A 19,429-nucleotide genomic window follows, 5' to 3' on the forward strand; every position below is an offset into this window, starting at 1 on the left:
TGATTCAGCTCGATATTCTGTCCAAGCTTATTTGGGCTTGCAAGGCTGTGCGCATTAACCTGCGCAAACACAAGGGCGCATAGGAACCATCTCCGCCGCCCGCTTCTTCAAACGGGCGCGACATAATTCTCGATCAGGCGCCCCTCCTCCATCCGGTTTCCTGACATGAGCGCATCTCCCCAGACACAAAACGGCCCAGCCTCCTGGCTCAATACCTGGGGCGGCTACATCATGGCCGGACTCGGCGCCTTTCTGTTCGCCAGCAAGGCCATCTGGATCAAGCTCGCTTATGAATACGATATCGACGCCTCGACACTGCTGACCCTGCGGCTGGTGCTGGCGACGCCCTTCTTCGTCATGGGCGGCGTCCTGACCTGGTTGCGCAACCGTAGGCTGGGTATCGAGGGCCCGCCCCCTGTGCGCACCCGCCCGGATCTCTACGCCAAGGCGCTGGCGGTCGGCGCCCTGGGCTACTGGTTCGCCAGCTATACGGACTTCGAAAGCCTGACGACCCTGTCGCCGGAATTCGAGCGCCTAATCATCTTCACCTATCCCCTGTTCGTCATTCTGTTCGGTGCCCTCTTCTTCGGACAGGCCTTGCGCGTCAACGCCTTATGGACCTTTGCCATCGCTTATGCCGGCATCGGCCTGATCTTTGTCACCGACCTGCAAACCCACGGTTCCGCCATAGTTGCTGGCACCCTGTGGTGCATGGCGTCGTCGGTATCGTTCGCGCTCTATCTGTTGCTGGCCAAGCCCTTAATCGCCCGCCTGGGCCCGTCGTTGTTCACCTCATGGGCCATGAGCGGCGCGGCCATCGCCACCTTCGCGCACTTCTTCTTGACCCACAGCGTCAGTGATGTGGTCCTGAGCGCGCCATTAATGTGGCTGGTGCTGGGGCTCGCCATCGGTGCGACCGTGGCCCCCAGCTATCTGACCAACTTTGCTCTCAGCCGGATATCGTCCCAGGCCAATGCCGTCATCAGCTTCATCAATCCCGTCTTCACCTTAGGCATGAGTGTCCTGATTCTGCGCCAGAACGCGACCCTGGCCGATCTTGGCGGTACCTTGCTGGTCGTCACCGGCGTCGGTCTCTACACCTGGCTGGACCAGCGCGCCAAACGGGTTCAATCCTCCTCAGCCATGGGATGAGCATCCATACCTATTTCAGCTTTTTTCCATAGATCTAAAGCTGTTTCCTTAACAACTGGATGAAGCCAACCCGGAAGGATTTCCGCCACGGGCCCCATGACGAAGGCGCGCTCATGGGCGCGTGGATGCGGCAGCATAATACTGTCCTCATCCATAATTGTCCGGCCATAGGCAATAAGATCGAGGTCTAAAACCCTTGGTGCATTCCGTTTTTCGCGTACCCGCCCGGCAGTGTATTCGATTCCATGCAGGAGACTTAGAAGTGCGGCGGGCGAAAGCTCTGTCTTGACTTGTATAACCGCGTTCACGTACGGCGGGTCCGAAGTATCGGGCCAGGCGAGCGACCGCCAAAGAGATGAAATTCTGTTAACAAGCAGTCCCCGCTCCTGCAATGTCTTGACAACATGCGCAAAAGCGCGCGATGCAGACTGACGCTCGGGGAAAGCAGTGGCGGACGGCAGGTTGGAACCGTAGGCAATGAGAATTGCCGCGTTGTCGTCGTCGCATGGCCTGGGCGAAATTTGAGCCATATTTCTTTGAAAGCTATTGGAATGAGTTTCTACCCGACGGATCGTATCGCGCTTTTCATCGACGGTGCCAATCTTTATTCCGCCGCTAAAGCCCTCAACTTCGACATCGACTACCGCAAGCTTCTGGATGAATTCCGCAAACGCGGCATCCTGATCCGCGCCTACTACTACACGGCGCTGGTGGAAGGCGACGACTACTCGCCGATTCGCCCGCTGGTTGACTGGCTGGACTATAACGGCTTCGCCCTGATCACCAAGACCGCCAAGGAATATGTCGATAGCCAGGGCCGCAAGCGCTGGCGTGGCGACATGGATATCGAAATCGCCTGCGACATGATGGAAATGGCCGAACACGCCGACCATCTTGTGCTGTTTTCAGGCGACGGCGATTTCCGCCGACTGATCGAAGCCGTTCAGCGCAAGGGCGCGCGCGTCACCGTCGTATCGACCGTGAAGTCGTCGCCGCCCATGACTTCGGACGAACTGCGCCGCCAGGCGGACACCTTTGTCGACCTGGCCGACCTGGCCTCGGTCATCGGCCGTCCGCGCCAGCAGCAGAACAATCCGAAGTTCCCGCAGGATGATTTCGACGACGCCTAAAGCCTTATATCGTTTGAGAATCCCATTATGTGAGCGGTAACCTCACGGTTTCGTGGCTTTACCAATTCGCGTATTGCGTGTTTATTTATGCGGGGATTGTGGCGATGGAGGCAGGCGATGCACAGCATTGATCGGCTTTTCGGACAGGCAAATCAGGCGCGGCGGGACGGCCGCTATGCCGAAGCGCGCACCAGTCTTGACGCATTGATCCTTATCGCCCGCCGCCAGGCCAATGACATCCTGTGGGCGCAGGCGCTGACGGTGAAGGCCCAGGTGGAATGCGACGACGATCACGCCGTCGCGGCCGTTCCGCTTTACGAAGAAGCCGTCAAACTCTATCGCCAGACCTCGGACGTACTGGCCCTGGCCTCGACCCTGCGCCATCTCGGCGACACCTATCAGACCTGCGAAGAGTATGATGAGGCGTCGTCGCGCTACGAGGAAGCGCTGACCATCTATCAGGCGGTCGGCGATGAGGTCGAAGACGCCTCGCCGACGCCGGACAACGATCTGCGCCAAGCCTTGGCGCAGTGCCGCAATGCCTGGACCTATCCGGACCAGGCCAGCTAAGCTCTTCCAGCTAAATTATCCCTTATCCCGCATCAGTCGCGCCTTGTCGCGCTGCCAGTCGCGCTTGGCTTCGGTCTCGCGCTTATCGTGGATCTTCTTGCCCTTGGCCAATGCGACCTCAAGCTTCACCAGGCCCTTGTCATTGAAGTACATCTTCGTGGGGATCATGGTGTAGCCGTCGCGCTGTACCGACGCCATTAGCCGGCCGATCTCCTTGCGGTGCAGCAGCAGCTTGCGCACGCGGCGCGGCTCGTGATTGAAGCGGTTGGCCTTCGAATAGATCGGGATATCGGCATTGACGAGCGCGATCTCATCGCCGTTTTCGATGCTGACATAGGATTCGGCGATATTGGCGCGGCCCTGGCGCAGCGACTTGACCTCAGTCCCGGTCAGCACGATGCCGGCCTCGATCGGGTGTTCAAGGAAGTAGTCGAAGCGTGCGCGCCGGTTATCGGCGATCACCTTGTAATTGGAAGCGTCTTCGTTGGCCATGGGAGTCGTAGATAAGTCAGGCCGGCTCCGGTACAAGACCCGCCAGCGCCATGGCGTCCTCGACCAGCGGCCGGACGGCCTGGCTGCACGGCGTGATCGGCAGGCGGACCTCTTCGGTGCAAAGTCCTAAGCGGCTCATGGCGTACTTGGTCGGCGACGGCGAGGAATCGGCGAACAGGACCTTGTCGAGCGTGATCAGCTTGTCCTGCCACTGGCGCGCCGTTTCATAGTCGCCCTGGGCAGCGGCATTGTAGAGGGCGACGCAGGCCGCCGGCGCGACATTGGACGTCACCGAGATCACGCCATGACCGCCGTGCGCCGAATAACCCAGGAAGGTCGGATCATCGCCCGAGATGTAGGCAAACGGCTTGTCGATCATCAGGCGCATATGGCTCAGGCGGTCGATGTCGCCCGTGGCGTCCTTGATGCCGACGATATTGGGCAGCCTGGCCAGGCGCGCGACCGTATCGTTGCTCATATCGACGACGGTGCGGCCGGGAACATTATACAGCAGAACCGGGATCTGAACGGCGTCGTTGATCGCCTTGAAATGCTGATAGAGTCCTTCCTGCGAAGGCTTGTTGTAGTATGGGGCGACGACCAGCACGGCGTCGGCGCCGACGGTTTTGGCGTGATGCGACAGCTCGACCGATTCGGCCGTGTTGTTCGACCCGGCGCCCGCGATTACCTTTACCCGGCCGGCAACGCGCTCGACGCACAGGCGGACGACCTCCTTGTGCTCGTCAAGGCTGAGCGTCGAGGTCTCGCCCGTCGTGCCGACCGGCACAAGACCGTGCACGCCCGCGGCGATCTGGTGCTCTATCAGCGCCTCGAAAGCTTTATAATCCACCTTGCCGTCGCGAAACGGCGTGACCATGGCGGTAATGACGCCCTTGAACGGCGGGGTTTGCCTTGCGTTACTCATTCCTTAACCAGTCCTGCACACAGTCGTTGCCGCAGACAGCCTTCGCTTAGTCAACGTGATGAAAACGTGATCATTTTGCGCAAGGTGTGTCTTTCGATCATCGCAGATCGAAGATTATATCGAATTTAGCCTTAAGCCCGCCGGGCTTTGGCTGCAATGTCTTTATAAAAAGAAACTATGGCCTATAGTCGGTTAACGACGGGCCTGAATACACCGCGTAAGAATTGGCTAGGGACTAAAACCGGCATGAAGCTTAATCTTCCAGATCGCGTCCAGACGCACGCGACGGCACCGCGCCCCTTGTGGCGCAAGGCCGCGCTCATCCTGACCGTCAGTGCCGCGGGCCTCATTGGTCTTGGTCCCGTGTCGGCGCAGGACGTCCCTTCCCCGGCGCCTTCGGCCCAGAACACGATGGCGACGCCGGACACGTCCCAGCCCTATCAGCCGTCGCTGATGTCGGCCGAGGATATCGAGACGCTGGAAAGCGCGCTTGAACTGGTGCGCACCAAGAATTTCGCCGCCGCCGATTCGATGAAGTCGTCCCTAAGCAATCCGGTCGCGCGCAAGATCATTACCTGGGCCATTATCAATAACGACGGCCAGAATATCTACAGCTTCGCCGCGCTTGATGGCGCGCGCCGCGACCTGTGGGGCTGGCCGCGCGAAACCAAGCGCCAGATCGCCGCCGAAAAGATGATCGGCCTGTCGGGCATGTCAGGCCAGCAGATCGTCGACTGGTTCAACGGTTCGCCGCCCGAGACACTCGAAGGCGCGGTCGCCCTGATCAACGCCCAGCAGGCCGTCGGCAATATCGAGGAAGCCTCGCAACTGGCCAAGACGTGGTGGCGGACCAAGACCTTCGACGCCATGGGCCAGGCCAACTTCCAGCAGGCCTTTGGCCGCTACCTGACGCAGGATGATACGATCGCCCGCGTCAACTGCCTGATCATCAATACGCAGTCGGGCTCCAGCCAGGCAATCCGCGACCTGCTGCCATACGTCAACGATCACACACGCGCAGTCGCCAACGCGGCCCTGGCCCTGCGCACGGGTGCTGCTGGCAGCGACGCCCTCTATACCTCGGCCCTGGCCTTGGATCCACGCAACAAGGCCCTGGCCTTTGCCCGCGCCAAATACCTGTCCGGCAAGGGGCTTGAACCTTTAGGTTACCCGATCCTGGGCGACCTTCCGCCAGCCTCAATGAGCCCCGAAGCCGCAAGCCAGCTCTATAGTTTGCGCCTCGCCTACTTCAAATCGGCGCTGAAGGCCAAGGACTACCGCGCCGCCTATAACGCCATGAAGGGCGGCGGTTTCGAGCCCGGCGAAAGCAAGGCCGAGGCCGAGTTCTTCGCCGGCTGGATGGCGCTGCTCAAGCTCAACGACACCAATGCCGCCGTCGAGCACTTCCATAATCTCGCCACTGCCGGCACCTCGCCGATTACGCAGGGCCGTGCCAACTACTGGCTGGGCCGCGCCTATGAAAAGCGTGACAATCCCGGCCTGAACGGCATCAATCCTGACCGCACCGAGGCCGAGAAATACTACGCCAAGGGCGGCCAGTACATCTACGCCTTCTACGGTCAGCTGGCGGCGGAAAAGGCCGGCGTCAAGACCATAACCGTCGGCAAGGACCCGATCCCAAGTGCCGCCGATCGCCAGCGCTTTGAAAGCCGCGACACTATCCGCGCCGCGCGTATCCTGGCCAGCATCGGCCAGATCGACATGTTCCGCCAGATCGTCCTGGCGACCAGCCTCGTCCTGCCCAATGCCGAGGAAGAGGCGCTGCTGGTCGACCTGACCGCGCGCTACGATACCCAGTTCATAGCCATGAAGGTGGCGCGCAACTCGATGCAGCGCGGCTTCTACCTGCCCGAACGCGCCTATCCGTTGCGCGCGGTACCAGACGTCCCGTCGCCGGAAAAAGCTTTCGTTCTGGCTATCACGCGTCAGGAATCGGGCTTCGACCCCAAGGTGCGCAGCCACGCCAATGCGCGCGGCATGATGCAGCTTATCCCGTCGACGGCGCGCGCCGTCGCCCGCCGTCTGGGCGCAAGCTACAACGATTCAAGGCTTTATGAGCCGGAATTCAACATGTCTCTCGGCGCCTATCACCTGGGTGAGTTGGTGACGCGCTTCGACGGCTCCTACATCATGGCCGCCGCCAGCTATAATGCCGGCCCCAGCCGCATGTCGAAGTGGGTTTCCGACTGCGGAGATCCGCGCGGCCCCAATGGCGATCCCTTAAGCTTCATCGAATGCCATCCGTTCAACGAAACCCGCAACTACATGATGCGGGTAACGGAAAACGTCCACGTCTATCGCGCCCGTCTCAACGGCGGCAGCGCGGCGTTGACGCCGTGGGCGGATGTCCAGCGCGGCCTGCCCGCCCCGATCGTCAATACGCCGGATGACGGCGAAACCGGCACGATCGGCGGCGATGGCGATGGTCCGATGAGCTATCTCGATTATCAGAAGGCCGAAGCCCAGAATACGGCGCTCGCCGCCAGCTTGGCGGCAGCCGCGGCGGTTGAACCGGTAAAGCCCAAGGCAACGGCCAAGAGCAAGCGGGCCAAGAGTACCAAGGCCAAGGGCAAGACCAAGAAGGCTGCGACCAAGAAGACGAAGAAAAAGCGGAGCTAGGCGGCCTTCCCCCTTCCGTCCGCTTCGCGTCCACCTTCCCCGTTTACGGGGAAGGTGGCGCGGTGCGCAGCGCCGTGACGGAAGGGGGACTTCAGATGTCAGGCCAACGGAATGGCGTTCTAAAGAGCGCGGCCACTCAAATCATCAACGGCGCGGCGGCCAGTTGCAGATGCAGGGTCCCGTCGCGCCGGGTCAGCTCGCCCGACAGATTAAAGACATCACGCAAGGTCCCGCCATTGAAGACATTTTCCGGCGGACCGCTGGCGGCGACGTGGCCATCCTTGAGCAGTACGACATTGTCGGCGAACTGTGCTGTCAGCGGCAAGTCATGCAGACTGACGATCACAGTCGCCCCTTCCGCTGCCTTTTGCTTCAGCCGGATCAGGACATGGCGCTGCCAGGCAGGATCGAGCGCCGTCAAAGGCTCGTCGAGCAGGTAGACATCCGCCCGCCCCGCCAGGACCCGCGCCATCAGAACCCGCGCCCTCTGCCCGCCCGACAGGCTGAAAACGCCGCGATCGGCGACATCCTTCAGGCCCAGCGCGGCCAGTTCCTCATAAGCGCGCTGACGCGCCATCTCCGGCGCCAGGTGCAAGGCGCCGAGCGCCGCAACATCGACCGCCGCCAGATCCCAGGCGATGGTCCGCTCCTGCGGTATGTAGGCGATATGATCGGCGCGCCGCTGGGGCGTCATGCGCGCCACATCCGCACCATTCAACGAGACATTTCCAGTATTTACCGGCAGGAGCGCGGCCACGGCCTTAAGCAGGGTCGACTTGCCGGCGCCGTTCGGCCCCGCCAGGACATGCAGTCCTGGCGCAAAGCCGGTCGATATGCGGTCCAGCACCAGCCGGCCGCCCAGTTGCACGCTTACCAGATTGAGTTTCAGGGTCATGATCTAATCCTGCATCCAGCTGCGCGCGCTTTTCCAGGCGATGACGGCAAAGAGTGGCGCGCCAATCAGCGATGTCAGCACGCCCAGGCGGATGTCGCCCGATGCCGGCACCAGCCGCACCAGCCCGTCAGCGATCAGCACCATGACGCCACCTGCCAGCGCAGATGGCCAGATCAGGCGGAACGGGTCCTTGACGCCCATGGCGCGGACGAAGTGCGGCGCCGCCAGGCCGACAAAGCCGATGACGCCCGAGACCGCGACCGCCAGGCCCGACAGGATACCGGCGGCGAGAATAATCACTTGCCCCAGCCGCGCCATATTGATGCCCATCGACCGCGCCGTCTCATCGCCAAGCGTCAGGAAGCGCAGGCCACGTCCCAGTTTCCAGCTTAAAAGGCTGGCCAGCCCAAGGCCGATGATGCACAGGCCAGCGTCTTCCCAGGTGCGATTCTCGACCGAGCCCATGGTCCAGCCCAGAATCTCGGCCGTCGTCACCGGCGATGGCGACAGGTTGAAGACCAGTGCCATCAGCGCGCCGCACAACGCCGTCAGGCCGACACCCAGCAGGATCAGTGACTGGCGCTGCGGAAAACGCGCCGTGAACAGCAACAGCACGGCGGCGATAATGACCGCGCCTGCAAGCGCAAAGCCTTCGACGGCAAACGGCGTCAGGCCCAGGCCGACCACGATGGCCAGAGCCGCCCCTAGCCCAGCGCCCGACGACACCCCCAATATGCCGGGTTCGGCCAGAGGATTGCGCAGCAGACCCTGCATCAGGGCGCCGCTCATGCCGAGCATGGCGCCGACCAGGAAGGCGGTGATATTGCGTGGCAGGCGGATGTCCCAGACGATCTGGCCCGGCAGAGACTCCGGCCGCGTGACGGCGTCGATCCATAGCCGCAGCGGCATGGGCACATCACCGAATAGCAACAGGAACGCGATCAGCACCACGGCTGTGGCCGCCAGGGACAGGTTGAGGGTGCGGGCCGACAAATGCATAGCCTACCTTATCGTCGTCATGGACAGCGCCTGCAGGTCATAGGCGGCGTGCCAGGCGCTGCAGGCTATGGCGGTCGCTGGAACGGTGAAATGCGGCGTCCGTTCAATGGCCTTGCGCACCAGCGGATGGCGGCCCGGCACGCGGCGCATGGCATAGGCGTCGTCATAGAAGCCAAGCGCGAAGACATCCGGCTTGAGGCTTAGGAGAACCTCGGGCGACAGAAAGTAGAAGCCCTTGGTCTGGCTTTCCATGCGGAAGGACAGGCGCGTCAGGAAGTCGCCGGTGAAGGTGTCGGGTCCGGCCGTATAGCCGCCCGGCGTGTAGTAGAGGACGCTACGTCCCAGACCGATCGGCCGAATGGCGTCCATGGCGGCATGAAAACGCTGGACTTCGGCCTGCGCGGCCCGGGGTTGGCCAAGCTCCGCGCCGATGCGCAACAGCTCACCTTCCGCCTGATCCAAGTTCTGCAAGTCATTTATCGTTATGACCTTTATGCCGCTCTTGGCGAGGCGGTCGAGCAGCTTGCGATCGCCACCCCAAGTCCGCACCACAACATCCGGCGCCAGGGCCAGGATGGCCTCGCTTTTGGAGGGCACGCGACGCAGCCCCCTGGCGCGGTCGCGATAGAAGGATTCCGGTAACTGCGCCCGCATCGACACGCCGACGATCTGGTCACGCGGGACCAGGCCCAGCACATACTGGTCGGCACACATATCAAGCGACACGACGCGCGGCGCTGCAATAGCGTGCGATGCCCAAAGCGCAATCAGCACAGCCAGCCAGCCCATATGTCGCGAGGCCTTTATCGCCACCGGACCCAATTCCCCTATCTGCACCCTATCCCTGAAAGAGACAGAGAAAGCTTCCATTTCCATTAAGCCAGATGCGCTATCCGCCCCGTCTACACTTGGACAGATGCTGCAAGCAAGTCGCGTGCCCGCGCCCACAAACCGCTTTACGCCAGCGCGGCAGGCGATTATGCCCAAGCCATGATCATTACCGACACCGCCACCACCTTGCGCACCCGCGCCTGGGCTGATTACGCGCTCATCGATTCCGGCGACGGCAAGAAGCTGGAACGTTATGGCGACTATCTGGTCGTGCGGCCCGAACCGCAATGCTGGTGGGCGCCGAAATACCCGGAGCTGTGGGATCGCGTCGACGCCACCTTCGATCCCGCCGGCGACGAGGACGAAGGCCGCTGGGCGTTCAACCGCAAGCCCGCCGAGCAATGGGCGCTGTCGTGGCGCGACGTCCGCTTCTATGGACGCTTCACCAGCTTCCGTCACCTCGCCTTCTTCCCGGAACAGGCTGCCAACTGGGAATGGCAGAGCGCCGCCTTGAAAGCCCGCCCCGGCGCACGCGTCCTGAACCTGTTCGGCTACACCGGCGTCGCCAGCCTGGCCGCCGCGGCAGCCGGCGCCAAGGTCACCCATGTCGACGCATCGAAAAAGGCCATCGGCTGGGCGCGCGACAATGCCGCCCTGTCGGAAATGGCCGACGCCCCCATCCGCTGGATCTGCGAGGACGCACGCAAGTACGTCCAGCGCGAGGTCAAGCGCGGCTCGAAGTACGAAGCCATCATCCTCGATCCGCCGAAGTACGGACGTGGCCCCACCGGCGAAGTCTGGCGCTTGTTCGAAGACCTGCCCGAGATGATCCATCTCTGCGCGCAGCTGCTGTCGGACGATGCCGCCTTCCTGCTGCTCAATGCCTATGCGGCGCGCGTGTCGGGCCCGGCCCTGGCGCACCTGCTGGCCGAAGCCGTAGGTCCCGCACGCGGCGGCACGGTCGATCACGGCGAACTGACCCTGATCGAGGACTCCAAACCGCCCAAGGGCATCAAGCCGTCGGCCGTCCAGCCGCGGGAAATCGGTTTGTCCTTCTTCGCGCGGTGGCAGCGATGATCAAGCAGATCACCTCGCTGACCAACCAGACGGTCAAGGACATCCGTGCCCTGCATATGCGGAAAGAGCGCGAAGCCACCGGCCGTTTCCTGTCCGAAGGCCTGAAGATCATTATCGACGCGCTTGATCAGGGCATCACGCCGCTGATCCTCGTCTATGGGGTCCACTCCGATCCTCACCCGCTACAAAAGCGCGCCATCGAGGAAACGCTGAAAGCCGGCGGCGAAGTCCTTGAGGTAACCCGCGAAATTCTTGAAAAGATTTCGCGCAAGGACAACCCCCAGATGGTCGTCGCCGTCTTCGCCCAGCGCGTCGCCACGCTCAAGGACATCGATCCCGACAGCAACGACGTCTGGGTCGCTTTGGAACAGGTGCGCGATCCCGGCAATCTAGGGACCATCATCCGCACGGCGGACGCGGCCGGTATCGGCGGCGTCATCCTGATCGGCGACTGTGTCGATCCGTTTTCGGTCGAAACCGTGCGCGCCACGATGGGTTCGGTCTTTGCCCTGCCGATCGTCAAGTGCACGCGCGAAGAATTCCTGGCCGATCGCGGCCGCTGGACAGGCTCGGTCGTCGGCACGCTTTTGACCGCCAGGCACGACCACCGTAGCGCGCCCTATCGCCGGCCGACCTTGATCGTCATGGGCACGGAACAATCGGGCCTGACGCCCGACATCGCAGCCACCTGCGACACCAATGTCAAGATCCCGATGCGCGGCCGCGCCGACAGCCTGAATTTGTCGGTTGCCACCGGCATCATGATCTACGCCGCGTGCGGCCTGTGAAAATAGGGCGTTTCAAGCCTGACCTGTTTCTCACCGGCATGGGGCTGGCCATTATCCTCGCCTGGCTCTTCCCCGGACCTGGCGCCGAAGGCGGCGCACTCCATCCGGAGATCCTGACCAAGGCCGCCATCGCCCTCGTCTTCTTCCTCAACGGCGCGCTTCTGTCGTTCGCGGCGCTCAAGGGCGGCGTCATGCGCTGGCGCCTGCACCTGATCATCCAGGGCACGACCTTCCTATTGTTTCCGCTGATCGGCGGCCTGTTCCTGTGGCTTTTCGGGCGCTGGATCAGCCCGGACCTCAAGATCGGTTTCTTCTACCTGTGCGCCCTGCCCTCGACCATTTCGTCATCGGTCGCCATGACAGCGGCGGCGCGCGGCAATGTGCCAGTCGCCATTTTCAATGCCGCAATATCAAGTCCTATCGGCATCTTCATCACGCCGCTGTGGATGAGCCTGATGCTTCAGACATCGGGACAAAGCCTCGACATCATTGCCGTTTTTCTCGACCTGACCCTGTGGATCATTGTGCCTCTGGTCGCCGGACAGCTGGCGCGGCCGTTGATCGGTACATGGTTGACCGCCCACAAAAAATGGGCGCAGGTCGCCGATCGCGGCTCGATCCTGCTTCTGGTCTACACCTCCTTCTGCGACTCGTTTGCCAAGAATGTCTGGGGCAGCGCATCGCTTCCCACCTTGTCGCTGACCATTGCGGCGACGCTCGGCCTGTTCTTTCTGGTGCTGTTCACTTTGTGGAAGCTATGCGATCGCGGCCATATTGATCACGCCGCCCGCTCTGCCGTCGTCTTCTGCGGCACCAAGAAGGGCCTGGCCGCCGGCATCCCCATGGCACACCTTCTGTTCGCCGGTCATCCGGGCCTGGGTCTGATCCTGCTGCCGATCATGATCTATCATCCGCTGCAGCTTCTGATCTGCACCCCGCTGGCCAATCGCTGGGCGAAAGAAACGGATGCTGTAACCCCTTAAATTAAAAAGAATTAAGGTCGCACGGGTTCATTTTGCATTCATAGTGCCGGCCATAGGCTGAAAGCGTTCAAGCTATCCAAAGGGGCAAACATGATTTCGAAACTGGCCAAACTGGCTATCGCCGCGGCACTGATGACGTCGCTTTCAGGCTGCGTCGTCGTTCTTGACGGCAAGGACGGCAGCTTCCATCATCACAAGTCAGACGACGACCATCAGCATCACGACGAAAAGCCCGCTGACGAAGTCGAAAAGACGGCGACCTGAAGACCGTCACCAAACGCACATACCAAGAAAGAATACCCCCAATGAAATCCCTCGCACTCAAACTCGCCGTCCTGGCCCTGGTCGCCACGTCACTGTCGGGTTGCATTATCCTGGCTTGATGCCGGTTTAAACAAACCATCCCTTAATCGCATTGCCCGCTTACCCCGGGCGAGCCACACTTCACGTTGAAAACAAAAGGATTGCGCACATGAAACGTCTGCTTGCCACCATCGGTCTCGGCTTTGTCGCGTCGGCCCTGTCTGCCTGCGTTCTGATCTAAGCGTAGGCGTAAGGCCCACCGCGTTCCAGCGCCCGTCCGTACGCCGGACGGGCGTGAATACGATCCAACCAGGCCCGGACATGCGGCCTGTCGCCAGCACCGGCGCGCGCAGCCGCTGCTTCAACCGGAAAGCTCATCATGATGTCGGCGGCGGTGAATTCATCGCCCGCGAACCATTCATGGTCGGTAAGCGTCTTTTCCCAGAAATCGATATTGGCCTGAAGATTGGGCCGCACCATCAACTCCTCGATCTTTTCGGCGATTCGCGACGCGATGGGCCGCGCCAGCAGAGGCGTCTTGGTACGGATGCGGTCGACGACCAGCTTGAGCAGCAGGGGCTGCATGGCTGAACCTTCGGCATAGAACATCCAATAGGTAAAGGCGTTGCGCGCCCGGGTCTTGGGCTGGGGGATCAGCCCCGTGCCGTCATAGGTGTGCAGGATATAGTCCATGATCGCGCCGGTTTCGGCGATCACTTCGCCCTCGTCGGTGACGATGACCGGCGCCTTGCCCAAGGGGTGAATTTTTTTCAGTTCGGTCGGTGCCAGATAGTTGGCGTCTCGCTTATAGTGCTTGACGTCATAAGGGAGGCGCAGTTCTTCGAGCAGCCACAAGACGCGTTGCGAGCGTGAATTTTCCAGGTGATGAACGGTAAGCACGGCGCCTCCAAAAGCCTTTGTGCAAGTTATACGCTCAACATCAGATATGGATGCAATTATGTTCCGCGCGGTTTCGCGCGCGTCGTCGGATCGGCCTCACGCGGGTTTTCCGGCCAGACGTGACGCGGGTAGCGCCCCTTCATCTCGCTGCGCACTTCGGCCCAAGACCCGTCCCAGAAGGCGGGCAGGTCCTTGGTGATCTGGATCGGCCGATGCGCCGGCGAGGTCAGGGCCAGGGTCACGGGGATACGGTTAGGCCCAAGCGTCGGGTGAAGGGTGGTGCCGTAAAGCTCCTGGACGCGGACATCGACGCGCGGCCCGCCTTCGGCGCCGTAGTCGATGCGGATATTCGATCCCGTCGGCATGCGCAGCGTCTCGGGCGCCAGTTTATCGAGCGCCTTCTGCTGGTCGTAGGTCAGGATGTTGAGCAGCGCCTGATAGGTATCGTGGGTGCTAAGGGACAACATCGACTTGCCAGCGGCATAGGGGCCGAGCCAGCTCTCAAGCGTTGATAGCAGCGCGTCGTCGCCAAGATCCGGCCAGGTGTCATCCTGGCCGCGCAGGAAGGCAACGCGCTCACGAAACCCCCCAGCGCTCTCGGAAAATTTCAGCGCTTTCAGCCCCTTTTGCTGAATTTCTTCGGCTTCCGCATGAAGCAGAAGCTCCGGCGGGATCTGATTCAATGGCTTTGATGACAGGACCAGGGCGCCCAGCCGCACCTGCTCGAACGCCCGGAAGCGCCCATTGGTCTTTTCCAGCACCGGCCCCTTGCTGACCCGATCTGCGAACAGCGTCATCACTTCGGCTTCGGTCAGGGCCGCGCCCAACAGTATGCGGTCGCGGTTGGAGCCGCCGCCGAGATCGCCGACCGCCAGGAATTCGGCCCTGGCCAAGGGATCGTGCTCATCGACATAGGCGCCACGGCCATTGGCCATCAGGAATTCGCCCGGCTTGCCGCGCGCCCGCGCGATGCGTTCGGGGAAACATTCCGCCAGCAGATGATGTGACAGGACGCGCCCGCCTGCCCTGTTTGCCGTTTTGATGAGCGCGGACGCCTGCCGCGTCCAGTTGTCGGCCAGGCTGCGCGCCTGCGTGACCTTCGGCGAACGATCCTTGCCCAGGGCATCGAGGCGCAGGTCGAGATCGGTCGCCTTGCCGCCCACGCCGCTTTCCGACAGCAGGACGGCCAGTTGCGCACCCTGCGCCGCGGCACCGGCCTCGGCGGCCTTAAGCAGCATATGCGCCAGTCGTGGCGCCATCGGCAGTTGCGCCATCAGCCGGCCATGCGGCGTCAGGTCGCCATTGGTATCCAACGCTCCAAGCGCCCGGAGGAGTTTTACGGCCTCGTCCATCGCGGCTTTAGGCGGATGATCGAGCAGCGCCAGGCCTTCGGTCGACTTGGCGCCCCATAGCCGCAGCGACAGTGCCAGTTGCGACAGGTCGGTCTCGAGGATTTCCGGCCGGGCGAACGGAATCAATGATCGATCCTGTTCGGCATCCCACAGGCGATAGGCGTCGCCAGCCTGCGTCCGGCCAGCGCGGCCGCGTCTCTGGTCGGCCGAAGCGCGTGACACCCGCTCGGTGACGAAGGCGGTGACCCCGCGCGCCGGGTCGAACCGCCCCAGCCGCGACAGGCCGCAGTCGATGACCATCGAAACCTTGTCGAGGGTCAGCGAGGTTTCGGCAATGGCGGTCGCCAGCACGATCTTGGGATGGCCGGGTGCGTTCTTGCTCAGCACGCGCGCCTGATCGCGAAAATCCATGGCGCCGTAAAGCTTGTAAAGTTCGATATGCGCAGGCAAACCCCGCTCTTCGACACGCTGGGCGACGCGATGAATTTCGCCCTGTCCGGGAAGGAAAACCAACATGGTTTCAGCTGCTTCCGCCGACAACTTGCCGGAGAGCCTTACGATATGCCGCGCGATGTCGGTTTCCATCGGCAGGGTCTGGTCGCGCCCCAGATAGTGGGTGGTGATCGGATAGGTCCGCCCCAGCGAGGTAAAGCCCTTCGCATCCGCCAGCAGGCCTAGCACCCGTTCGCCATCCAGGGTCGCCGACATAACCAAGAGCCGCAGGTCGTCACGTAGAACGCCCTGCGCATCGCGGGCGAAGGCCAGGCCAAGATCAGCGTCCAGGCTGCGTTCGTGGAACTCGTCGAAGATTACGCAGCCGATGCCGTCGAGCGACGGATCATCGAGGATCAATCTTGAAAATATGCCTTCGGTGACGACTTCGATACGCGTCCTACCGCTAACCTTGGTCTCGCCACGCACGCGGAAACCGACCGTCTGGCCGACGGGCTCGCCGAGCGTCTCAGCCATGCGCGCCGCCGCCGCCCGCGCCGCCAACCGCCTGGGTTCCAGCAGGATGATCTTCCGTCCGCCAAGCCATGGCTCTTCCAGCAGGGCCAGGGGTACGCCCGTGGTCTTGCCCGCGCCGGGCGGCGCGATGATCAGGGCCGTGACGTTATCTGCCAGCCAGGCTTTAAGGGGCGCGAATATCTCTTCGACGGGAAGCATGGCCTTCACCTAGTGCGATATGCCAAAAAGTGTGCAGCGGTTTTGGGCGGAATATCGCGACAAAACAAAAACCTAGAGCATGATGACGGTTCGACTGAAACGCATCATGGTCTAGAGCGCATTCCGGAAAGTGTGAAGCGGTTTTCGGAGCAAATGCGCGTCAAAAAAAGACGGGCCACAAAAGAAAAAGGCGCCCGGTTGCCCGGACGCCCTTATTCTCAACTGTTGCCGTCTCAGGTCGTGCCTGGCGCCGGCGGGATGTCCTTGTCGTCCTCATGGACCTCGATAAGGCCCCGGCCGACATGGCTGTGGCTGCGGCTGTAGGCGAAGTAGATCACCAGACCGACCGCGGCCCAGATCGGCAGGACCAGCTTGGCGACCATCGGCAGGTTCAGGTACAGGCCCAGCGTGCCGAGAATAGCCAGCGGCGCGATGATCCATACCAGGGGCGTCTTGAACGGACGGTGACGGTTCGGATCGGTCTTGCGCAGCACCAGGATGGCGATGGCGACCATGAAGAAGGCGAACAGCGTACCTGAGTTCGACACGTCGGCCAGTTGGCCAACCGGGAAGAAGGCGCCGGCAACGGCAACGCAGAGACCGGTAAAGATGGTCATCTTCCACGGCGTCTTCCACTTCGGGTGCACGTCGGCCAGCTTTTCGGGCAACAGGCCATCGCGCGCCATGACGAAGAAGATGCGCGTCTGGCCGTAGATCATCATCAGGATAACCGACGGCAGGGCGATCATGGCCGCCAGGCCGATCAGGTTGCCGACCTGCTCGAAGCCGACCTTGCGCAGGACTTCGGCCAAGGCTTCGCGCGAACAGACGATCGGCGCGTCACCCGAAGCGGTGGCCACGCGGCAGGCTTCGGCAAAGGCTGCCGAGTCCGGCGACAGGACCACGCCGTTGACAGTCAGGGGTTGCGCGCCAACCGCGCCGATGACGCCGCCGGCAACCAGCAGGTAGAAGATGGTGCAGATGGCGAGCGAGGCAATCAGGCCGATCGGCACGTTTTTCTGCGGGTTCTTGGTCTCTTCGGCGGCGGTCGACACCGCATCGAAGCCGACATAGGCGAAGAAGATCGAAGCGGCGGCGCCGATAACGCCCAGACCGTCATGGCCGAACAGGCCAGTCGGCATCAGCGGCGTGAAGTTCTCGCCCTTCAGGATCGGGAAGCTGAGCACAATAAAGGCGGTCAAGGCTGAAATCTTGACCGCCACAAGGACAGCATTGACCTTTGCGCTTTCGCTGGTGCCGATGACCAGAAGCCACGTTACCGCCAGCGCTACGATGATGGCCGGCAGGTTGATGACGCCGTAGGTGAAATCGACGGTCGGCACAAAGCCGTTCATACCCCAGGTCGGTCCCGCCGCAAGGAAGTACGGTAGCTCGAACCCCGTCCAGTTCTTGACAAGTCCCATCACATAGCCTGACCAGCCGACGCAGACAGCCGAGGCCGCAACGGCATATTCCAGGATCAGCGCCCAGCCGACCATCCAGGCCAGCAGTTCGCCCATGACGGCGTAGGTATAGGTGTAGGCCGACCCCGACACCGGCACCATGGAGGCCAGTTCGGAATAGCACAGGGCGGCGACGGCGCAGACGAAGCCGGCGACGATGAAGGAGAACATCATGCCCGGACCGGCTTTTTGGGCGGCCGCGGCGGTCAGGACGAAGATACCGGTGCCGATGATGGCGCCAATGCCCAGCATGGTCAGTTGGAATGCACCCAGAGAGCGGTGCAGCGATTTTTTCTCGGCCGTGGCCAGGATCGCGTCTAGTGGCTTTACACGCCAGTTCATCTATCACCTTTGGAATATAGGCACCTGAACGCCCCCGGGCGCCGGTTTGATAAACGAGACTATAACGCAAAAGTTGGAACCGCAACAATTTTGCGAAAGGTGAGAAGATGAAGGCAAAATATTCTAATTAATAGAATTTTTCGGAAATCGAAGGTGTGCATTCACGGCATTATCAACGAAAACCATCCCTTCGCAGTGGCGAAAAGCATCAAGCGACACCATTTAAATTGATTTGGCAAAGCCGTGCAGCCATACAGTCTGTATCGGCTTTCAGGTAAATTTCATGACCGCTTCCCCCCCTCCCGTCGGCGTACTGATCGCGCCGGTGACCCCGCTTCAGCAGAACTGCACGGTCGTGTGGTGCACGAAGACCGACAAGGCCGCGATCATCGATCCGGGCGGCGATGTCGAGCCGATCGTCGAGGAGCTGAAGCGGCGCGGACTGACACTGGAAAAGATCTGGGTGACGCATGGCCACGCCGACCACGCCGGCGGCACGCAAGCTTTGCGGGAACTGACGGGCTGTCCGGTCGAAGGTCCGCACCGCGACGACGAATTCTGGATCGAGCGCATCCCCGAAGACGCCAAGCGGTGGGGCATCTACGACGCACAGAGCTTCGTACCCGATCGCTGGCTTGAGGACGGCGACACGGTCACCCTGGGTGAAACGACCTGGAACATCATCCACTGTCCCGGCCACACACCGGGCCACGTCGTCTTCCACCATCCGGAAAGCCAGTTTGCCCAGGTCGGCGATGTTTTGTTCGCCGGCTCGATCGGCCGCACCGACTTTCCGCGCGGCAACCATGCCGACCTGATCAACGCCATCACGCAAAAACTGTGGCCGCTGGGCGATGTCCGCTTCGTGCCCGGTCACGGCCCGATGTCGAGCTTCAATGCGGAACGACGCGGCAACCCCTATGTCGGCGACCGCGTCGTAGGCCGATCCCAGCCCAATAACTCCGGCCCCGGTTAGTGAGCATGAGGCCCGTCAACGCGTGACGTCGCGATTCCGGGTCCAGGGGGCTTGCTTCCTGGGTTAGCCTTTGAGGAGCGGTGCCAGGCGCTGGGCGACGCCCATATCGCCCTGGATCTTCATCTTGCCGGTCATGAAGGCCATCATCGGGTCGAGCGCGCCCGAAGCGATGCTCTTGAAATCGTCGATAGAAACCTGGACGGTCGCGTCGGCGTCGCCGTCTTCGTTGGTGACGGTGTTGGGGACGGCGGCGCCATTGATCAGGATCTTGCCGTCGCCGCCGAAGTCGAGCTTCACGATCTTGCCCAGGCCGGATTCGGTCCCCAGCTTCTCGGCAATTTTCTGCGTGATGGTTTCCAGATCGGACATGGCCCTGCGACTCCTTATGGTTTAGAGGTGGCGACCTTAAGCCAAATCTGGCGCGCCGCAAGATAGCCGTAAGGT

At 61.9% G+C, this 19,429-nt stretch carries 19 protein-coding genes; 9 read left to right on the plus strand and 10 right to left on the minus strand.

Annotation, left to right across the window (positions count from 1 at the left end):
* Positions 1-165 precede the first annotated feature (165 nt).
* The gene (locus J2X24_RS04850; RefSeq protein WP_209717419.1) at positions 166-1,152 is read left to right on the plus strand and encodes a DMT family transporter; all 987 of its coding nucleotides are present in this window, start codon (positions 166-168) and stop codon (positions 1,150-1,152) included.
* Here the strand turns inward: J2X24_RS04850 and folK are convergent.
* Positions 1,128-1,682 carry a 2-amino-4-hydroxy-6-hydroxymethyldihydropteridine diphosphokinase gene (folK, locus tag J2X24_RS04855; protein WP_209717422.1) on the minus strand — a complete coding sequence of 185 codons (555 nt, stop codon included), beginning with the start codon at positions 1,680-1,682 and terminating at the stop codon, positions 1,128-1,130. The two genes, J2X24_RS04850 and folK, sit on opposite strands and share 25 nt — an antisense overlap.
* Positions 1,683-1,703: 21 nt before the next feature.
* Between folK and J2X24_RS04860 the strand changes: the two genes are divergently transcribed.
* Positions 1,704-2,282, plus strand: a complete 579-nt coding sequence (locus J2X24_RS04860) for a LabA-like NYN domain-containing protein (RefSeq protein ID WP_209717425.1) — start codon at positions 1,704-1,706, stop codon at positions 2,280-2,282.
* 117 nt (positions 2,283-2,399) lie between these two features.
* Positions 2,400-2,852 (plus strand): tetratricopeptide repeat protein, encoded by a 453-nt coding sequence (locus tag J2X24_RS04865; protein ID WP_209717428.1) that lies wholly within the window; start codon positions 2,400-2,402, stop codon positions 2,850-2,852.
* A gap of 15 nt (positions 2,853-2,867) precedes the next feature.
* Here the strand turns inward: J2X24_RS04865 and smpB are convergent, their stop codons facing one another.
* Both smpB and dapA read right to left on the minus strand, forming a co-directional pair.
* The gene (gene smpB / locus J2X24_RS04870) at positions 2,868-3,344 is read right to left on the minus strand and encodes an SsrA-binding protein SmpB (RefSeq protein ID WP_209717431.1); all 477 of its coding nucleotides are present in this window, start codon (positions 3,342-3,344) and stop codon (positions 2,868-2,870) included.
* Positions 3,345-3,360: 16 nt separating this feature from the next.
* The gene (dapA, locus tag J2X24_RS04875) at positions 3,361-4,269 is read right to left on the minus strand and encodes a 4-hydroxy-tetrahydrodipicolinate synthase (protein WP_209717433.1); all 909 of its coding nucleotides are present in this window, start codon (positions 4,267-4,269) and stop codon (positions 3,361-3,363) included.
* A gap of 246 nt (positions 4,270-4,515) precedes the next feature.
* On the opposite strand from dapA, the gene J2X24_RS04880 reads away from it, so the two are divergent.
* Positions 4,516-6,909 carry a lytic transglycosylase domain-containing protein gene (locus J2X24_RS04880; protein WP_209717436.1) on the plus strand — a complete coding sequence of 798 codons (2,394 nt, stop codon included), beginning with the start codon at positions 4,516-4,518 and terminating at the stop codon, positions 6,907-6,909.
* Between the two features lie 136 nt (positions 6,910-7,045).
* Here the strand turns inward: J2X24_RS04880 and J2X24_RS04885 are convergent, their stop codons facing one another.
* From J2X24_RS04885 to J2X24_RS04895, 3 genes are read right to left on the minus strand one after another with little or no spacing between them, the layout of a single operon-like run.
* A complete protein-coding gene (locus J2X24_RS04885; RefSeq protein WP_245344447.1) occupies positions 7,046-7,804 on the minus strand; it encodes an ABC transporter ATP-binding protein in 759 nt (252 codons plus the stop codon).
* A 3-nt stretch (positions 7,805-7,807) separates the two neighbouring features.
* The gene (locus tag J2X24_RS04890; RefSeq protein WP_209717440.1) at positions 7,808-8,803 is read right to left on the minus strand and encodes a FecCD family ABC transporter permease; all 996 of its coding nucleotides are present in this window, start codon (positions 8,801-8,803) and stop codon (positions 7,808-7,810) included.
* A 3-nt stretch (positions 8,804-8,806) separates the two neighbouring features.
* Positions 8,807-9,592 carry an ABC transporter substrate-binding protein gene (locus J2X24_RS04895; RefSeq protein ID WP_209717444.1) on the minus strand — a complete coding sequence of 262 codons (786 nt, stop codon included), beginning with the start codon at positions 9,590-9,592 and terminating at the stop codon, positions 8,807-8,809.
* Positions 9,593-9,793: 201 nt separating this feature from the next.
* Between J2X24_RS04895 and J2X24_RS04900 the strand changes: the two genes are divergently transcribed.
* The 4 genes from J2X24_RS04900 to J2X24_RS04915 all read left to right on the plus strand — a co-directional run bounded on the left by J2X24_RS04900 (position 9,794) and on the right by J2X24_RS04915 (position 12,746).
* A complete protein-coding gene (locus tag J2X24_RS04900) occupies positions 9,794-10,711 on the plus strand; it encodes a class I SAM-dependent methyltransferase (protein WP_209717447.1) in 918 nt (305 codons plus the stop codon).
* Complete coding sequence (locus J2X24_RS04905; protein WP_209717450.1) at positions 10,708-11,499, plus strand: TrmH family RNA methyltransferase; 792 nt, start codon at positions 10,708-10,710, stop codon at positions 11,497-11,499. Before J2X24_RS04900 ends, J2X24_RS04905 begins: the two co-directional genes overlap by 4 nt.
* Positions 11,496-12,482 carry a bile acid:sodium symporter family protein gene (locus J2X24_RS04910; protein ID WP_310002443.1) on the plus strand — a complete coding sequence of 329 codons (987 nt, stop codon included), beginning with the start codon at positions 11,496-11,498 and terminating at the stop codon, positions 12,480-12,482. The genes J2X24_RS04905 and J2X24_RS04910 overlap by 4 nt, the downstream gene beginning before the upstream one ends.
* A gap of 90 nt (positions 12,483-12,572) precedes the next feature.
* Positions 12,573-12,746 carry a hypothetical protein gene (locus tag J2X24_RS04915; RefSeq protein ID WP_209717454.1) on the plus strand — a complete coding sequence of 58 codons (174 nt, stop codon included), beginning with the start codon at positions 12,573-12,575 and terminating at the stop codon, positions 12,744-12,746.
* Between the two features lie 276 nt (positions 12,747-13,022).
* On the opposite strand, the gene J2X24_RS04920 is transcribed toward J2X24_RS04915, so the two are convergent.
* The 3 genes from J2X24_RS04920 to J2X24_RS04930 form a co-directional block, all read right to left on the minus strand.
* Complete coding sequence (locus J2X24_RS04920) at positions 13,023-13,685, minus strand: glutathione S-transferase family protein (RefSeq protein ID WP_209717457.1); 663 nt, start codon at positions 13,683-13,685, stop codon at positions 13,023-13,025.
* 56 nt (positions 13,686-13,741) lie between these two features.
* Positions 13,742-16,204 carry an ATP-dependent helicase HrpB gene (gene hrpB, locus J2X24_RS04925; RefSeq protein WP_209717461.1) on the minus strand — a complete coding sequence of 821 codons (2,463 nt, stop codon included), beginning with the start codon at positions 16,202-16,204 and terminating at the stop codon, positions 13,742-13,744.
* Between the two features lie 233 nt (positions 16,205-16,437).
* Complete coding sequence (locus J2X24_RS04930) at positions 16,438-18,009, minus strand: amino acid permease (RefSeq protein ID WP_209717464.1); 1,572 nt, start codon at positions 18,007-18,009, stop codon at positions 16,438-16,440.
* Between the two features lie 283 nt (positions 18,010-18,292).
* Between J2X24_RS04930 and J2X24_RS04935 the strand changes: the two genes are divergently transcribed.
* Positions 18,293-18,985 (plus strand): MBL fold metallo-hydrolase, encoded by a 693-nt coding sequence (locus J2X24_RS04935; RefSeq protein WP_209717467.1) that lies wholly within the window; start codon positions 18,293-18,295, stop codon positions 18,983-18,985.
* A 63-nt stretch (positions 18,986-19,048) separates the two neighbouring features.
* On the opposite strand, the gene J2X24_RS04940 is transcribed toward J2X24_RS04935, so the two are convergent.
* Positions 19,049-19,354, minus strand: a complete 306-nt coding sequence (locus tag J2X24_RS04940) for an SCP2 sterol-binding domain-containing protein (protein WP_209717469.1) — start codon at positions 19,352-19,354, stop codon at positions 19,049-19,051.
* Positions 19,355-19,429: the final 75 nt, after the last annotated feature.

Source organism: Asticcacaulis solisilvae (assembly GCF_017875235.1).
Lineage (GTDB): Bacteria > Pseudomonadota > Alphaproteobacteria > Caulobacterales > Caulobacteraceae > Asticcacaulis > Asticcacaulis solisilvae_A.

Excerpts from the sequence above, each read along its gene's own strand:
- J2X24_RS04860 (WP_209717425.1), top strand. The coding sequence starts at position 1,704 with ATGAGTTTCTACCCGACGGATCGTATCGCGCTTTTCATCGACGGTGCC.
- J2X24_RS04885 (WP_245344447.1), bottom strand. The coding sequence starts at position 7,804 with ATGACCCTGAAACTCAATCTGGTAAGCGTGCAACTGGGCGGCCGGCTG.
- J2X24_RS04900 (WP_209717447.1), top strand. The coding sequence starts at position 9,794 with ATGATCATTACCGACACCGCCACCACCTTGCGCACCCGCGCCTGGGCT.
- smpB (WP_209717431.1), bottom strand. The coding sequence starts at position 3,344 with ATGGCCAACGAAGACGCTTCCAATTACAAGGTGATCGCCGATAACCGG.
- J2X24_RS04935 (WP_209717467.1), top strand. The coding sequence starts at position 18,293 with ATGACCGCTTCCCCCCCTCCCGTCGGCGTACTGATCGCGCCGGTGACC.
- J2X24_RS04930 (WP_209717464.1), bottom strand. The coding sequence starts at position 18,009 with ATGAACTGGCGTGTAAAGCCACTAGACGCGATCCTGGCCACGGCCGAG.
- J2X24_RS04905 (WP_209717450.1), top strand. The coding sequence starts at position 10,708 with ATGATCAAGCAGATCACCTCGCTGACCAACCAGACGGTCAAGGACATC.
- J2X24_RS04895 (WP_209717444.1), bottom strand. The coding sequence starts at position 9,592 with ATGGGCTGGCTGGCTGTGCTGATTGCGCTTTGGGCATCGCACGCTATT.
- folK (WP_209717422.1), bottom strand. The coding sequence starts at position 1,682 with ATGGCTCAAATTTCGCCCAGGCCATGCGACGACGACAACGCGGCAATT.
- J2X24_RS04880 (WP_209717436.1), top strand. The coding sequence starts at position 4,516 with ATGAAGCTTAATCTTCCAGATCGCGTCCAGACGCACGCGACGGCACCG.
- J2X24_RS04915 (WP_209717454.1), top strand. The coding sequence starts at position 12,573 with ATGATTTCGAAACTGGCCAAACTGGCTATCGCCGCGGCACTGATGACG.
- hrpB (WP_209717461.1), bottom strand. The coding sequence starts at position 16,204 with ATGCTTCCCGTCGAAGAGATATTCGCGCCCCTTAAAGCCTGGCTGGCA.
- J2X24_RS04850 (WP_209717419.1), top strand. The coding sequence starts at position 166 with ATGAGCGCATCTCCCCAGACACAAAACGGCCCAGCCTCCTGGCTCAAT.
- J2X24_RS04890 (WP_209717440.1), bottom strand. The coding sequence starts at position 8,803 with ATGCATTTGTCGGCCCGCACCCTCAACCTGTCCCTGGCGGCCACAGCC.
- J2X24_RS04865 (WP_209717428.1), top strand. The coding sequence starts at position 2,400 with ATGCACAGCATTGATCGGCTTTTCGGACAGGCAAATCAGGCGCGGCGG.
- dapA (WP_209717433.1), bottom strand. The coding sequence starts at position 4,269 with ATGAGTAACGCAAGGCAAACCCCGCCGTTCAAGGGCGTCATTACCGCC.
- J2X24_RS04940 (WP_209717469.1), bottom strand. The coding sequence starts at position 19,354 with ATGTCCGATCTGGAAACCATCACGCAGAAAATTGCCGAGAAGCTGGGG.